Consider the following 13,123-nt stretch of genomic DNA (forward strand, 5'->3'; position numbering starts at 1 on the left):
GATGTTGGTTTCCAAGTTGCCGAAAGTGACGTCGGCCTTATGAAAGATCCTGAGGACGTCGGCCAAGCCTGGATGATAGCCTTTTGTTACGGGCCGCGCGAAGAGAAGATCGCCAACTGCCGCCATTGTGAAGCCGTCTTCAACGTTTGTGGCAATTGAACCGACCGTATCAAAACCACCGTCGTGCTGGATCTGATGGCCTTCATTGTCGTACAAACTCTCTCTCCATATAATTTCCAACTTTTTCCAAGTGCGCGTTCTACTGTCACCTTACTTTCGTTACGTGAGTGTTACCATGCGTCAGGATCGGATCATGCGCAGAGTGGCATGAGCCGAAGAATTGGACCGCACGGCCGAGCCAGGGATCTCTGTAGCTGGAGCGCGCACGTGACAGGCCACGACGCGCCCGTCTGCCATCGGCACCAAAGGTGGCACCTCGATGCGGCACCGCTCGACCGCCAGCGGGCAGCGCGGGTGGAACGCACACCCGCTTGGCGGATTGATCGGACTTGGCACCTCGCCCTCGACGAGCACCTCCAGCCGAACCCGCGTGGGATCCGGCACCGGAGCTGCCGCGATCAGCGCCTCGGTGTAGGGGTGGACCGGCTTGGCGAAGAGCGCCTCGCAGGGCGCAAGCTCCACGATCCGCCCCAAATACATGACCGCCACGCGATGGGCGATATGCTCCACGACTCTGAGATCATGCGAGATGAAGACGAAGGCGATGCCCATCTGCTGCTGAAGATCCATAAGCAGATTCAAGATCTGTGCCTGCACGGACACATCAAGGGCCGACACCGCTTCGTCAGCGATGATTAGCGAGGGCTCAAGGGCCAGCGCCCGTGCAATGCCGAGCCGCTGCCGCTGGCCGCCCGATAGCTCGGACGGGAGCCTGTGAATCATCTCGGGCGACATTCCGACCTTTCGGAGAAGATCTGCAGCAAGCGCCTGGCGCTGCCGCCGGCTGAGGCGCTCAAAGTTCTCGACAGGCTCAGTAATGATCTGTCCGGTCGTGAGACGCGGGTTCAGCGACGAGTAAGGATCCTGAAAGACCATTTGCATCCGACGGCGCCATGCGCGAAGCGCATGCTGCCTTAGACCCGCAATGTCGGTTCCGTCGATCAGGACGCGGCCAGCCGTTGGCGCCACGAGCCGCATCAAAAGCCGCGCCACGGTGGACTTGCCACAGCCGGATTCGCCGACGATGCAGAACGTCTCGCCGGCTTCGACCGAGAAGGACACATCCTCCACCGCGCGGATCACCGGAATGGTCTTCTTCAGGAATCCTGTACCGAGCGGATAATGCTTGGTCAGATTCTCGACTTTCAGCAAAGGACCACTCATGCGCCCACTACCTCTTCGGCGCGCCAGCAAGCCGCGGCGTGGCCCGGCCTGACATCACGCAGGATAGGTGTCTTCTCGCGGCAAATATCGATCGCGAACGGGCAGCGAGGCGCAAAGCTGCAGCCCACAATGGGTTCGCGCAGACTTGGCACGATCCCGGGGATTTCCGGAAGGCGATGCTGACGACCGCGCCGCGGATCAGGCACCGATCGCATGAGGCCCTGGGTGTAGGGATGCGAGGGGCGCGCGAAGAGATCAATTGCGGTCGCTTGCTCTACGATTCGACCAGCATACATGACAACAACGCGTTGGCATGTTTCGGCTACAACGCCCAGGTCATGCGTGATGAACATGACGGCCGTTCCCGTGCGCTCTTTCAGATCGACGATAAGCCGCAGGATCTGCGCCTGGATAGTAACGTCAAGCGCAGTAGTTGGCTCGTCCGCAATCAATAGTTCCGGTGAACAGGCGAGAGCCATGGCGATCATTGCGCGCTGGCGCATCCCCCCGGACATTTCGTAAGGATAGTTGTTGACGCGAAGCTCGGGATCCGCAATGCGGACCAGACGGAGCATCTCTTCGGCCTTTGCCATGGCCACCGAGCGGGACGCTTTTGTGTGGATTTGCACTGCCTCGGCGATCTGGCGGCCGACCGAATAGACCGGGTTCAGGCTCGTCATCGGCTCCTGGAAGATCATGGCGATCTGGTCGCCGCGGATCTGTCGCATATCCCGATCGGACAGCTCAAGCAGGTCGCGTCCGTGGAAGCGGACCTCGCCGCCGACAGTCCTGGCGGTCAGCTTCGGCAGCAGGCGAAGAATGGAGAGAGCGGTGACGCTCTTCCCACATCCGGATTCGCCGACGACGCCGAGCGTTTCGCCTCTCTTTACCTGAAAGCTGATGCCGCCCAGGGCGCGGGTGACGCTTTCTTCGCCGTAAAAGTGCGTCTCAAGGTCTCGAACGTCGAGAAGCAGGTCATCCACTGTGGATTCTCGCATTAGCATGTCAGCGCCTACGCTTCGCACGGGGATCGAACAGGTCGCGCAGGCCGTCCCCGAGCAGGTTGACGGCAAGGACCGTGACGGCAAGGCAAATGCCCGGGGCGAAAATCGTCATTGGGGCGATAGCGAGATAGAGTCGAGAGCTTGAAATCATGTTGCCCCAGCTCGGAATCTCGGGCGGCACGCCTACGCCCAGGAAGCTCAGCCCAGCCTCTGTCAAAATTGCGTCTGCGCAGACGATGGCGCTCTGCACCATAAGCGCCGGAATGGTGCTCGGCAGGATATGGCGCCACAGCACTTTCGGCAGGCGCGCACCGCCACAGAGGGCGGCCTCGACATAAGGACGCTCCCGAACACCCAGAACCACCGAACGAACCAGCCGCGTGACGCTTGGCAGTTGGGGGATCGTGATGGCGACGATGAGGATACCGAGTCCCGGCCCTGTCAGAGAAATAAGGGCGATGGCCAACAGAAACGTCGGGATCGACATCAGGCCGTCCATGACCCGCATGACGATATTATCGAAGCCGCGGTTGTAGCCGGCAAGAACTCCGATAAGAAGACCGCCCAGAGCCGCGACCGCCGCCGACGTCAATCCGACCATGAGTGAGATCCGGGCGCCTAACACCGTTCGTGCAAACACATCACGGCCCAGATTATCGCTTCCGAACCACATGTCCGCTGACGGCGGTTGCAGGCGTTTGAATGGATCGATGTTCAATGGATCGCCCGCGTAAAGCGGGGCCGCGAGTGCTAATACGATCAACAGCGCCAAGAGGCCGCCGCCTACAAGGACGAGCGGATGCCGCCTTGCCAGACGGGGAAGGTCAGATATTCCCAGGCGGCCCGTCGGGATGTATTCAACTGGTGCGGAGAGGAGCGCCATAATCAGTACCGGATGCGGGGGTCGACCAGGGTGTAGGAAAGATCGACCGCGAGATTGATCAGGACGTACAGACCCGAAACCAGGATGAGCACACCTTGAATGATGGGATAGTCGCGGTTGTTGATGGCATCGACCACCAAGCGACCGACACCAGGTATGTTGAACACCGTTTCCGTGATGACGACACCGCCAATTAGACCCGCGAAACTTAAGCCGATCACCGTCAGGATCGGGACACCTGCATTCTTCAAAGCATGATGGAAAAGCATGGCATAGGACGACGCGCCCTTGGCGGCGGCTGTTCGCATATAGTCTTCCGACAGAACCTCGAGCATGCTCGCACGCGCGATCCGGGCGATGAAAGCAATGTAGGGAATACTTAAAGTCACGGTCGGCAGGATCAGGTGCACAAGCCATAGCCCGAAGTCATGGTCGATCGGCACGTATCCTTGGACGGGCAGCCAGTGCGTTCTGATAGCGCACAAGTATATGAGAAAGAAGCCGACGACAAACACTGGGACAGAAAAACCAAGTGTCGCGAATGCCGTCAGGATGCGATCAACGAGACCGCCAGCTCGCCACGCGGCAAGGATGCCGAAGGAGACCCCAATCGTCACCGAAACGATCATTGTCAGGACCGAAAGGGCGACCGTCGGTTCAAGCCGCTGCGAGATGAGGTCGAGAACCGGTCGTCCGGCGAAGATCGAGATCCCGAAATCGCCGCTGAGGATGCTGAGAGCCCAATGTACGAACTGAACCGGCAGCGGATCATCTAGTCCCAGCTGCTCGCGGATGCCGGCGATCATCTGTGGCGTGGCCGCGTCACCGGCGATGATGGCCGCGGGATCGCCGGGCGCCAGCCTGAGAAGCAGGAAAACGAAGATCCCGACCATCGCCATGACGGCCATGGTCGAGACCATCCTGCGCAGGATGTAGACAACCATTACGCTCAATCCTTCTGCATGTTCATCGGCCTGATCTGCGGCATGCCTATGAGGCCCGAGAGCGCCTTGCGGTGCAAGACTTGCGAGACAGTTTGAGCCAGCCTTACGTCGCCGACGAAGCCCCACCATATTCTTTGCATCTTGTTCCGGTTCCTCCGCTTTGGAGCTAGTGGCGCGGTTAATCCGCACCTATTAGCGCTGTTGACACCATGAGTGACGCATTCGATCTCAAAACGTCGAGAGACCTCGCAAAATGACCTTGCCGCAGGACGACATTTTTATAACTGTAATAGCTGGCGGAGGGGCCTTCGCGCCAAAATGCGTCCAGTTATGAAATACCGGCTGCAGAAACCAGCGCAGCTTGAAATGTTTCACTTTCCGCGCGTCTGTTGCGCATAGCGCTGTCGCATTGTGGAGTTTGGCATCAATGATGAGGCACCACGACGCATGTGCCATCCCTAGGCATCATCGGCAGCACCATCGGGAAGGCCATCCGCATCATGTCCGATCGCTCGGACTGCGCGCCGAGGTGATTGCCGCCGGCGCCGCTTACCTCCGGGCAGCGGCTGCGAAAAGTGGCGATCGCCTCAGGTCCTACCTCGACATGAGCGCGCACGCCGCTTTCCGACACATCCACCCTCGGCGCTCGTAGCGCTTCGACCAAACTGAATCCACGGTCGACTGTACACATCCGGTGAAAGACGCCTTGCCGGGGGCCTAGCCGATTGTTGGTATGGATATCCTTACCGATAGTCGCCACGTCACTCGTCTCGAGATTGTCGACACTGGTCGCCGGCGTTGATGGTCGGAAGAGAAAAAGCTGCGGATCGTCGAGGAGAGCCATTCGGCTCCGCGGCTGGCCTCGGCGACGGCGCGGCGTCACGGGATTTCCAACCAGCTGCTGTTTGCCTGGCGCTGCTGATAACCCGGGACGCCTGCAGCGCGCGTGCACATGTGTGGTGCAAGATGGCGGGAGTGGCACGCTTGTCGGCGATGGACGGTTGCCCCGCGCCGGGTGGCGACGTGCTTGGCAGGATATATTCTGATAGCCGTCTGCGCCTTATAACGCCGCATGATTGGCGCCGTGGAGGCCCGATGCGGGCATAGCGATCGCCACACGCAAGCAGATTTGATGTCCGCCGCATCCGTTTCGGTGCGACCCTGAGCGTCCGCACCATTACGCGATCAAAGGGCGCTGCCTGTGCTCGACGGGTCAACTCCGCTCTTATACCGGCGGCTGTCGAGACGCTCCACGGCATTCACCATTCCCACGTGGGTGTAGGGTTCGTATCCCGTTGGCGCTATCTCAAAGCCTCGAGCCTCAAGGTGCGCGCGCGCATCGGGCCAAAAGTCCGGGTGCATGCGGAGCTTGCCGTCTTTCGGAAAGACGCGGGGCTTCGCCATCAAGTTCGCCATGTCGTCGCAAAAGCCAAGGCCGAACCTCAGGAACAGCAGATAGGTGAGCGAACCCAGAATGCGTTCGCTCCCGGCCGAACCGATGGCGAGCGTGGGCGCGCCGGCCACTTCGACAATGAGCGGCGACATCTCAGTGACATCATGGGTTTGGCCTTGGAAGAGCGAGTTTGATTTCATTGCGTAGCTGTAGCCGAGCGCCGCGCCCCACCAACACAGCTTCGAGCCGAACCAGGGGCCGATCGAAGTTGTGAACGATAGGAAGTCGTCGCCCGAAGCGAAGGCGAAATGATTCGTGTTGGCGTCATCGGTCCAACTGGCCGGTCCGGGGAAGTAGGTCGATTTTAGCTCTTTCCACAGCACTTCGACGGGCGCATCCAGCAACCGGATTACCCGTTCTACGATTGCACTGGCTTCCGACGATATATCAAGGTCAACGGAAGGACGTCCAACCTTGGGTTCGAGGGTCCCAACTGAGAAAGGTATCCGATCAAGCAGGAGAATAGTGGAGAGGACATAGGCCTCGATGGCCCGCGAAAAATCTACCAGCGCGCGGCGCCGGCGCAATTCCACGGTCACCGCCGCGCCGAGCAGGGTCCACGTACCCCAGGTCTCGATAGCTCCAGTCGTGAGGAGGCGCTGGGGCCGCCCGTCGGGGTCGGGGTCGAGGTCGAGCGTGAGTGGAGCGGCCTGGCGAACGGAGTTGTCGAGAGTTTCTTCTGGGCTCCAGGGCCCAGGGTCCCTCGCCCGTAGGATACGCCAGAAATCATCCTCGCTTTCAGATTCCGCCAAGATTCGAAATAGGTCAGCGAGTTCCGGATTTCGTACATGTGCACGAGGTGCACCGGTTTCCTCCAGATAAATCGCCCTAAGGGGTTCACTCAATGCAGGGGCTTCGCTTTCGAGAGCAACGGTCAAGCCCATGGTGGGCGCAAAGCCTTGTTGGGCAAGCGCGGCGGCGGGCGCTAGCAAAGCGCGGACTGGAAGTCGCAAACGGCCGCTACGTTTGATGAAGAACCATGCGGCTATGTTACCAGGGACGGGTACGTCCGATTCCGGTACGCGCCGGACCGCAGTAGGGGCATTTAGGCAACCGGCTTTGCCCGCCACGGAAAAGACGCCTTGCATGCGGCCAAAGGGGCTGCAGTTGGCCGGATCTGCGACCCAAGCGCAGGCAAGGGCGGCAAGATACATGTCGAAGACGCTGCCGCCCTGTTGCCTCATAGCGTTTGCTGCGGCCGTGGCTGACGCCACGGGGGTCGCGATCCCGAACCCCATGCTGCTGTGGACGTGCAATGGTGCTTCACCGCTCATGCAGTTTCCCTGAGGTCCGTGTTTAGATGGCGATCCTAGACCCAAGACGTCGTCCTAATCTCGCAAATCCGGTGGTGCGGTCGCAAACGTTCGCGCCGCGACCTCGCAGCAAAAGCGCCGACCCGCCGACGATCGCTGCAGCGGGCTAGACGACGCGCATCGTTCCGTTTAGCGCGTCGCGCTCGTGCGGCACCGCGTGCACGCGCCATTCTATGCGGTCAGGAAAAAGCGCGAAGATGCTCGTGGCGAGGGTCTGGGCGTCGTCGCGCCCGTTCTTATAGATCGGGGTGGTCTCATCGAAGAGCACCGCCTCCGCGCCCCCCGCGAGTGCGCCTTCTGCTATCATCCGGTCCGCCCCCTCCTGCCGGACGAGGGAAGACGGGTCGATCGTCTGCTTGAGGCCGTCGAATTCCCGGAATAGCAGGTGGTTGGCATGCGCTCGCGGCGAGGCGACCTCCCGAACAGCGCAGCCTGAGGCCGGCGCCTCGACGGAGGCGAGCCGGCGCGTCTTCGCCTCACCGAGATTGTGATGGAAGCCGCTGGCGCGATCCTTGCGCCTCAGGATTTCGAGCGCTTCGTCCAGCCCTCTCGCCTCGAGGATCGCACGGGAGATGATCTGCCGCGTGACGCCAGGCTGAAGATCCTGAGGTGTGATGTCGTTGATCGTCTGGACGAGTCCGGCCTCGTTCAGGCCAAATGTTTCCCCCGGCAACATGCCGGGAGTCATGAAGCTGCTCCAGGCCGGGCCCTCGTCGGGCTCGACCTCGACCCAGAAACAGGCGCCGAGAAACTGGAACTGCGCCGAGCCGTCCTCGTTATGGGCGATTACCGCCGGACCGTCACCTTCCGCCGGAATCAAGAGCGAGGTGCAGCCCGCGGCGGCGGCTTGCGTCGCCGGCGAGACGTCCTCCGGAAACCGTAGGTCGGGTCGGCAATTCCATAGGAAGACCGTTTGGAAGTCCTGCCCGGCGCCCGCGGCGATCCCCTCGATCTCGCGCACGAAGCGGGGATAGGCCGCGCGGGCGGCGGATTCCAAAGTCTTCAGGTAGTTCGATCCGAGCCAGCGGGCCTCCAGGGCCCGATATCGCTCGGTAGGCAGGACTCGCTCGCGGAAGCTGGAGGCGCTGGCCTGCCCGAGGGCAAAACCGATGGAGAAGGCGTCGCCCTTGGCGCGGACGCGGGAGATGGGATTTCTGGACATTTTGGCCTCTACTTTCTATGAGCCGCTGTTGGGCATTGGATGACCAGCCCCAGGCGCGCTCGTATCGCCGGCGACGATAGCCGCTGGTCGCCGGGCGCCATCCTGAGAAGCAGGAAGACGAAGAATCCGGCCATTGGCATGACGGCGATGGCCGAGATCATCCTGCGAAGGATGTAGGTAGCTCCTGCTCAGCCCTTCTGCATATTCCACATCACGAGTTGCACCGGCGTGCCGATGAGACCGGTGAGTGTCTTGCGGCGCGCGATTGGCGTAACAGATTGACCCAACAAAACAAAACCGACGGAGTCCCACCATATTTTTTGCATCTTACGGGCCAGCGCCCTACGCTCTTCGAGCGTTTCGACATCCGCCCATTTGGCCCGAAGGGCTTCATATTCGTCGTTCTTCGGCCAACCGAAATAGCTCTTCTCGCCATTTGCGGTTAACCAGGGTGCGGTGACCGGCTCGAAGGTATAATCATTAGAGGCCGTGATGAAGATGCTCCAACCACCGCTTTCAACAGGGTCCTTTTTCGCCCGGCGCGCGACAACTCCGCCCCAGTCGCTCGGCGCAAGCTCGGCATTGATCCCAATCTTGCGCAGCGTGGCCGCCAGAAACTGCGCTGCGTTGCTGGCCTCTGCCCAGTCCGTGGGTTGGAGAATGACGACCTTCTCGCCGGCATATCCGGCCTCCTGGAAGAGTTGCTTGGCCCTTTCCGGATCGCCGCCCTTCTTGTACCATCCCGTATTCTCGTCATTAGTATAAGGGGTACTGCTTCCAAATATCGAAGTGACGGTGCGGCCGTATTTTGGATCGGGGGAAATGACACGCCCGAACGCTTCCTGGTCGATCAGGTGGAGCATCGCTTGACGCGCCTTGACGTTGTCGAACGGCTTCTGCAGACAGTTCATGCGCATAAAAAATGCACTGCCTGACTCACTCAGAACCTGGAGTTCAAGGTTGGGATCGCTCTCGATTGCTGAATAAAAATCGGCAGGAGGGGCTTCAAGGAAATCGACCTCACCCGCCTGCAAGGCGGCGAAAGCAGTCTGCTGATCAGGCATATTATCCCAGATGACCCGGTCGACCTTAACGATCTTGCTACCAGCGAATCCGTCGGGCTGCTCGCTACGCGGTACGTATTTTTCATTTCGATCGTAGGTGAAGCTCGCGCCCGGCTTGGCAAGAGCCTGGTTAAACTTGAACGGCCCCGATCCGATATTCGTGGTCACCTGCTCGGTTGGCGGGCGATCCGCATCCTTCTCGCGCATGATGAACAGCGGGTACGCCACCATTTCCGCCAGCAGATCGATCAGCAACCCAAGCGGCTCCCTTAGCGCGATCGTGAAGGTCTTGTCGTCCTTCTTTGAGATATCCCTTGCCCGCTCCATGAGCAGTTGTCCGCCGGAAGTCTGGCCCCAGCGACGGATCGAGGCGACACAGTCCGCCGCGGTGACGGGGGTGCCGTCGTGCCAGCCCAGGCCATCCCGGAGCTCAAACGTATAGGTCTTCTTGTCGTCGGAAACACCCCACTTCCCCACCATTTGTGGCTGCGGCAAAAGCCTGGAATCGAGTGAGAACAGCATGTCGTAAATGGCTAAGGCGTGATCGACGGTGCTGCCAGCCGACGAATAGTACGAGTCAAAGACGCTAAGGTCGAGCTGCTTCACCATCCGCACAATATGTGCGTCGGTTGGCGCGGTCTGTGCTCGCAGGACCGATGGGATCGATACAGCCGTTCCGGCGGCCAAGCCCATCTTGATGAGGTCGCGTCGAGAAATCGTCATGTCCAGTTCCTCCCTTTTGAGCCACCGGCGCGGTTAATCCGCACCTATCAGTTCTGTTGACACCGCGAGTGAGGGCATTCGATCTCAAAGAGGCAGCCCCCTCATTCTCCCACGAATGACCTCACCACGAGATTTCATCTTGAAATGGGTAGCACCTCGGCACGGAGAGTTTGCGCCAAAATGCGTCGGCTGCTGAAATACGGGCTGCAGAAGCTGGCATCGTTTGAAATATCCAGCCTTGGAGCGAACCCTGCGGCTGGACCAAACGAGGCTTCCAAGCTAAGCCGCCCGCTGGGCTAGTTGGGAGTCCGAATTTCTCTGGCGATCGATAGCCTTGCGACGACGATAGATATATTTCGCTCGCTTCGTTTTATTTTTACCGTCCGAGACCCGGCCCTCTCTTATCTCAGGCGCCATGCCAGGACGTAGCCCGGGCCATTCCTCCGATGGGCTGCACCGCAAGCGCCACATTGCGGGCGATACCGACGGGCGGCTTTTGATGGTCAACCTAACGCCGGCCAACATCTCCGACAGCGCCGGCGCACAGGCCATTCTCGACGGTATCCGCAAGCGCTGGCCCTGGGTCAAGCATCTGTTCGCCGACGCGGCCTACGATCGCTCAAGCTTATGGGCAAAACCGCCTATCTCGACTTCGTCATCGAGATCATCCGCCGATCGACGACCAAAAGGGTTTCCAGGTCCTGCCGCGCCGCTGGGTGGTCGAACGCACCTTCGCTGGATGCCCCGATCCTCGTCGCTATGGGCGGAAACCTGCTACGAAGAACCGCTCATCCGTGACTTCCAACCAGATGGGGTGATTGGGGTCTCGGCCGAGCCGAAAGATGGCCCTGCTCCTGTCGGGATGTTAGAATGTGGTCGCTTTGGAACGCCACAAACATCGGAAGGAGCAGCCATGAAGTATTTTGCCGGACTTGACGTGTCTTTGGAAGAGACCGCTCATCTGCGTGGTCGACGAAACGCGTCCGGCGAGCGAGCCACAAGCGCATTCGGCCGTCTTGCGGGAAGTTGATCTGCCGCTGGAACGGATGGGTCTGGAAACGTATTCGCTGACGGCGTGGCTATATGACGGGCTACGTGCCGAGGGCCTGTCGGCGATTTGCATCGAGACGCGGCAGGCCAATGCGGCGATGAAGACAATACCGAACAAGACTGATCGCAACGATGCCCGCGCATTGGCGCAGATCATGCGCACCGGCTGGTATCGGCGGGTGCATGTGAAGAGCCGGCAGTGCCGACTCTGGCGTTCCTGCTTGTCGCCCGCCGCACGGTGCTGAACGAAATGCGCACTGTCGAGAGCGTGGTCAGGGCAATTCTGCGGAAGGCTGGCATCAAACTGGGCACCCCAACGCGAACTGCCTTCGCCGGTCGTGTGCACGAACTGGCCGGTGCGGACCAGTAGTCATGCCGCTGGTCGAGCGCTGCTGACGATCCTCGGTACGATGCTGGGAGAGTTCGCCCTCCTGACCAAGCAGGTTCTTAATCTCGTTCGCCAGGAAGAGGTCGGCCGGCGGCTGATGAGCGTTCCCGGTATTGGTGCAACAACTTCATAATGCCCGCTATCGGTCGGGTGAAGCGATTATCCGCTATCGATTTCATCCCCGTTACGGGGAAGCGGTTATTGTTGCCGGGCGCAATCGCCACGGTGACGAGGTCGCTCTGATCATCCGCCAGCCTGACGGTACCCTGGTGCAGTTGCCGATCTGGATGACGGAGGATCGTGCGGAGGCGATGATGGTGACGGAGAGTCCCCGTCTGCCACTGACGAATCTGCGCGAACTTCGTCCGAAGCTCGATGCCTGTCTAAGCTTGCTACGCGACGATTCCCGTTGCGAAGGAGGAGACAAGCATGAAGCATCGTCAATCCTGTCACCGCCAACTCGATCTCTTCGTGGCCAAGACCCCACCGGCACCGATAGCACCGGCCGAGCGGACGAAGCTGTTGCCACTGGTGAGTGCGCTGCTGTCGGAAGCACGCGGCGCAGCCGCAGCGACGGAGGCCGGCGATGAAGATCACGTCTGACCACCTGGCGCGCGGCGCCTTTATCTACATCCGCCAATCGACCGTCGACCAGCTTGCCAACAATCATGAGAGCCGGCGGCGTCAATATGGTCTTGCCGAGCGCGCCCGTGCTCTTGGCTGAACGGATGTGACAGTTATCGATGACGACCTTGGCCGCTCGGTTCGGGCGTCAGTCGTCCGGGCTTCGAGAAGCTGCTGTCAGCGATCTGTGAAGGCCGTGTCGGTGTTGTGTTCGCAATCGAAGTGTCGCGTCTGGCGCGCAACGGACGCGACTGGCACACGCTGATCGAATTTTGCGGTCTGGTTGGCGCGGTGATCGTCGATGAGGATGGCATCTACGAACCCCGCCATCCAAACGATCGGTTATTGCTGGGCATGAAAGGGACGATGAGCGAGCTCGAACTGTCGCTCCTGCGGGCCCGTTCGATGGAAGCCTTGAAGCAGAAAGCACGACGGGGCGAGCTCTTCTTCACGGTCGCCGTCGGCTATGTGAAAGTGGGCGGTGACAAAATCGAAAGGGATCCCGACCTGCGCGTGCGCGAGGCGATTGGGTTGGTCTTCACTCGCTTTGCCGAAATGCAAAGCATCCGCGAGGTGTTCCTATCGCTTCGCAGTGACCAGATAGCGCTGCCGTACATCAACCCCAGGATCTCGGGACAGCAGCAGGTGCTGTGGAAACCTCCGGTCTACACGACGGTGAGCAACCTTCTCACCAATCCTGTTTATGCTGGTGCTTATGCCTTTGGCCGAAGCGGAAGTCGGACGATAATCGAAAAAATGGGCGCAAGCGAATCGTGCGCGGCCGTCGCAAAGCTCGCTCAGATTGGGCAGTCTTGCTCATTGGTCATCACGAAGGCTATTTGCCCTGGGCAGACTTTGAAAGGAATGAACGGCTGATTACTGACAATGCCAACAGCAAGGGCATGATGGTGTGCGGGCCGGTGCGCAAGGGAGAGGCTTTGCTCGCGGGGCTATTGCGTTGCGGTCATTGCGGCCGCCGGCTGCTTGTTGGCTATAATGGCGCCAAGGGTGATGTCGGTCGCTATAAGTGCGACGCGACCCGGAGCAATCCCGACGGTGATCCCTGTATCTCGTTTGGCGCATTACGGGTCGACGAGGCGGTGGGAGCCGAGATCGTGCGGTTGCTGCAGCCGCTCGGCGTTGAAGCGGCCATCCAGGCGATCGCGCAGCG

At 60.3% G+C, this 13,123-nt stretch carries 14 protein-coding genes and 4 pseudogenes; 9 read left to right on the forward strand and 9 right to left on the reverse strand.

All coding sequences use genetic code 11. The features are described 5' to 3' along the window. The 6 genes and pseudogenes from ABVQ20_RS39865 to ABVQ20_RS39890 all read right to left on the reverse strand — a co-directional run. Window positions 1-216 (reverse strand): annotated as a pseudogene (locus ABVQ20_RS39865) (CapA family protein); the annotation flags it as partial. 84 nt (window positions 217-300) lie between these two features. Next, the gene (locus ABVQ20_RS39870; RefSeq protein WP_354465313.1) at window positions 301-1,344 is read right to left on the reverse strand and encodes an ABC transporter ATP-binding protein; all 1,044 of its coding nucleotides are present in this window, start codon (window positions 1,342-1,344) and stop codon (window positions 301-303) included. After that, window positions 1,341-2,342 (reverse strand): ABC transporter ATP-binding protein, encoded by a 1,002-nt coding sequence (locus ABVQ20_RS39875; RefSeq protein WP_435528519.1) that lies wholly within the window; start codon window positions 2,340-2,342, stop codon window positions 1,341-1,343. Before ABVQ20_RS39875 ends, ABVQ20_RS39870 begins: the two co-directional genes overlap by 4 nt. A gap of 7 nt (window positions 2,343-2,349) precedes the next feature. Beyond that, window positions 2,350-3,231 (reverse strand): ABC transporter permease, encoded by an 882-nt coding sequence (locus ABVQ20_RS39880; protein ID WP_354465301.1) that lies wholly within the window; start codon window positions 3,229-3,231, stop codon window positions 2,350-2,352. Between the two features lie 2 nt (window positions 3,232-3,233). Continuing rightward, window positions 3,234-4,175 (reverse strand): ABC transporter permease, encoded by a 942-nt coding sequence (locus tag ABVQ20_RS39885; RefSeq protein WP_354465315.1) that lies wholly within the window; start codon window positions 4,173-4,175, stop codon window positions 3,234-3,236. Between the two features lie 424 nt (window positions 4,176-4,599). Then, window positions 4,600-5,019 carry a hypothetical protein gene (locus ABVQ20_RS39890; RefSeq protein WP_354465303.1) on the reverse strand — a complete coding sequence of 140 codons (420 nt, stop codon included), beginning with the start codon at window positions 5,017-5,019 and terminating at the stop codon, window positions 4,600-4,602. Between the two features lie 12 nt (window positions 5,020-5,031). Here ABVQ20_RS39890 and ABVQ20_RS39895 point away from each other — a divergent pair, with 12 nt between their 5' ends. Next, complete coding sequence (locus tag ABVQ20_RS39895) at window positions 5,032-5,097, forward strand: hypothetical protein (RefSeq protein ID WP_354465317.1); 66 nt, start codon at window positions 5,032-5,034, stop codon at window positions 5,095-5,097. Window positions 5,098-5,360: 263 nt separating this feature from the next. On the opposite strand, the gene ABVQ20_RS39900 is transcribed toward ABVQ20_RS39895, so the two are convergent. Beyond that, on the reverse strand, window positions 5,361-6,902 hold the full coding sequence (locus ABVQ20_RS39900) for a gamma-glutamyltransferase (RefSeq protein WP_354465305.1): 1,542 nt from the start codon (window positions 6,900-6,902) through the stop codon (window positions 5,361-5,363). A 145-nt stretch (window positions 6,903-7,047) separates the two neighbouring features. Next, window positions 7,048-8,103: a C45 family autoproteolytic acyltransferase/hydrolase gene (locus ABVQ20_RS39905; RefSeq protein WP_354465307.1), complete on the reverse strand. Its 1,056-nt coding sequence runs from the start codon at window positions 8,101-8,103 to the stop codon at window positions 7,048-7,050. Window positions 8,104-8,142: 39 nt separating this feature from the next. On the opposite strand from ABVQ20_RS39905, the gene ABVQ20_RS39910 reads away from it, so the two are divergent. Next, the gene (locus tag ABVQ20_RS39910) at window positions 8,143-8,280 is read left to right on the forward strand and encodes a hypothetical protein (RefSeq protein WP_354465308.1); all 138 of its coding nucleotides are present in this window, start codon (window positions 8,143-8,145) and stop codon (window positions 8,278-8,280) included. 11 nt (window positions 8,281-8,291) lie between these two features. Here the strand turns inward: ABVQ20_RS39910 and ABVQ20_RS39915 are convergent, their stop codons facing one another. Continuing rightward, window positions 8,292-9,890: an ABC transporter substrate-binding protein gene (locus ABVQ20_RS39915; RefSeq protein WP_354465310.1), complete on the reverse strand. Its 1,599-nt coding sequence runs from the start codon at window positions 9,888-9,890 to the stop codon at window positions 8,292-8,294. A gap of 457 nt (window positions 9,891-10,347) precedes the next feature. Between ABVQ20_RS39915 and ABVQ20_RS39920 the strand changes: the two are divergent. The 7 genes and pseudogenes from ABVQ20_RS39920 to ABVQ20_RS39945 all read left to right on the forward strand — a co-directional run. Then, window positions 10,348-10,688 (forward strand): annotated as a pseudogene (locus ABVQ20_RS39920) (transposase); the annotation flags it as partial. Between the two features lie 115 nt (window positions 10,689-10,803). Next, window positions 10,804-11,458: pseudogene (locus ABVQ20_RS39925) on the forward strand (IS110 family transposase); the annotation flags it as partial. Beyond that, a pseudogene (locus ABVQ20_RS40715) lies at window positions 11,445-11,687 on the forward strand (DUF5372 family protein); the annotation flags it as partial. The pseudogenes ABVQ20_RS39925 and ABVQ20_RS40715, both read left to right, overlap by 14 nt. A 70-nt stretch (window positions 11,688-11,757) precedes the next feature. Next, a complete protein-coding gene (locus ABVQ20_RS39930; RefSeq protein WP_354465212.1) occupies window positions 11,758-11,931 on the forward strand; it encodes a hypothetical protein in 174 nt (57 codons plus the stop codon). Then, on the forward strand, window positions 11,915-12,052 hold the full coding sequence (locus ABVQ20_RS39935; RefSeq protein WP_354465213.1) for a hypothetical protein: 138 nt from the start codon (window positions 11,915-11,917) through the stop codon (window positions 12,050-12,052). The genes ABVQ20_RS39930 and ABVQ20_RS39935 overlap by 17 nt, the downstream gene beginning before the upstream one ends. An 83-nt stretch (window positions 12,053-12,135) precedes the next feature. Continuing rightward, window positions 12,136-12,828 carry a recombinase family protein gene (locus ABVQ20_RS39940; RefSeq protein WP_354465319.1) on the forward strand — a complete coding sequence of 231 codons (693 nt, stop codon included), beginning with the start codon at window positions 12,136-12,138 and terminating at the stop codon, window positions 12,826-12,828. Further along, on the forward strand, window positions 12,792-13,123 hold a 332-nt coding region (locus tag ABVQ20_RS39945), incomplete at its 3' end, for a recombinase zinc ribbon domain-containing protein (protein WP_354465312.1). The genes ABVQ20_RS39940 and ABVQ20_RS39945, both read left to right, overlap by 37 nt.

It is taken from the genome of Mesorhizobium shangrilense, from assembly GCF_040537815.1.
In the GTDB taxonomy this organism is placed as follows: domain Bacteria; phylum Pseudomonadota; class Alphaproteobacteria; order Rhizobiales; family Rhizobiaceae; genus Mesorhizobium; species Mesorhizobium shangrilense.

Bases quoted from the DNA above. Each gene is read 5' to 3' on its own strand.
- ABVQ20_RS39910 (WP_354465308.1), top strand. From the start codon at position 8,143: ATGACCAGCCCCAGGCGCGCTCGTATCGCCGGCGACGATAGCCGCTGG.
- ABVQ20_RS39935 (WP_354465213.1), top strand. From the start codon at position 11,915: ATGAAGATCACGTCTGACCACCTGGCGCGCGGCGCCTTTATCTACATC.
- ABVQ20_RS39875 (WP_435528519.1), bottom strand. From the start codon at position 2,342: ATGCGAGAATCCACAGTGGATGACCTGCTTCTCGACGTTCGAGACCTT.
- ABVQ20_RS39890 (WP_354465303.1), bottom strand. From the start codon at position 5,019: ATGGCTCTCCTCGACGATCCGCAGCTTTTTCTCTTCCGACCATCAACG.
- ABVQ20_RS39930 (WP_354465212.1), top strand. From the start codon at position 11,758: ATGAAGCATCGTCAATCCTGTCACCGCCAACTCGATCTCTTCGTGGCC.
- ABVQ20_RS39900 (WP_354465305.1), bottom strand. From the start codon at position 6,902: ATGAGCGGTGAAGCACCATTGCACGTCCACAGCAGCATGGGGTTCGGG.
- ABVQ20_RS39905 (WP_354465307.1), bottom strand. From the start codon at position 8,103: ATGTCCAGAAATCCCATCTCCCGCGTCCGCGCCAAGGGCGACGCCTTC.
- ABVQ20_RS39885 (WP_354465315.1), bottom strand. From the start codon at position 4,175: ATGGTTGTCTACATCCTGCGCAGGATGGTCTCGACCATGGCCGTCATG.
- ABVQ20_RS39870 (WP_354465313.1), bottom strand. From the start codon at position 1,344: ATGAGTGGTCCTTTGCTGAAAGTCGAGAATCTGACCAAGCATTATCCG.
- ABVQ20_RS39915 (WP_354465310.1), bottom strand. From the start codon at position 9,890: ATGACGATTTCTCGACGCGACCTCATCAAGATGGGCTTGGCCGCCGGA.
- ABVQ20_RS39880 (WP_354465301.1), bottom strand. From the start codon at position 3,231: ATGGCGCTCCTCTCCGCACCAGTTGAATACATCCCGACGGGCCGCCTG.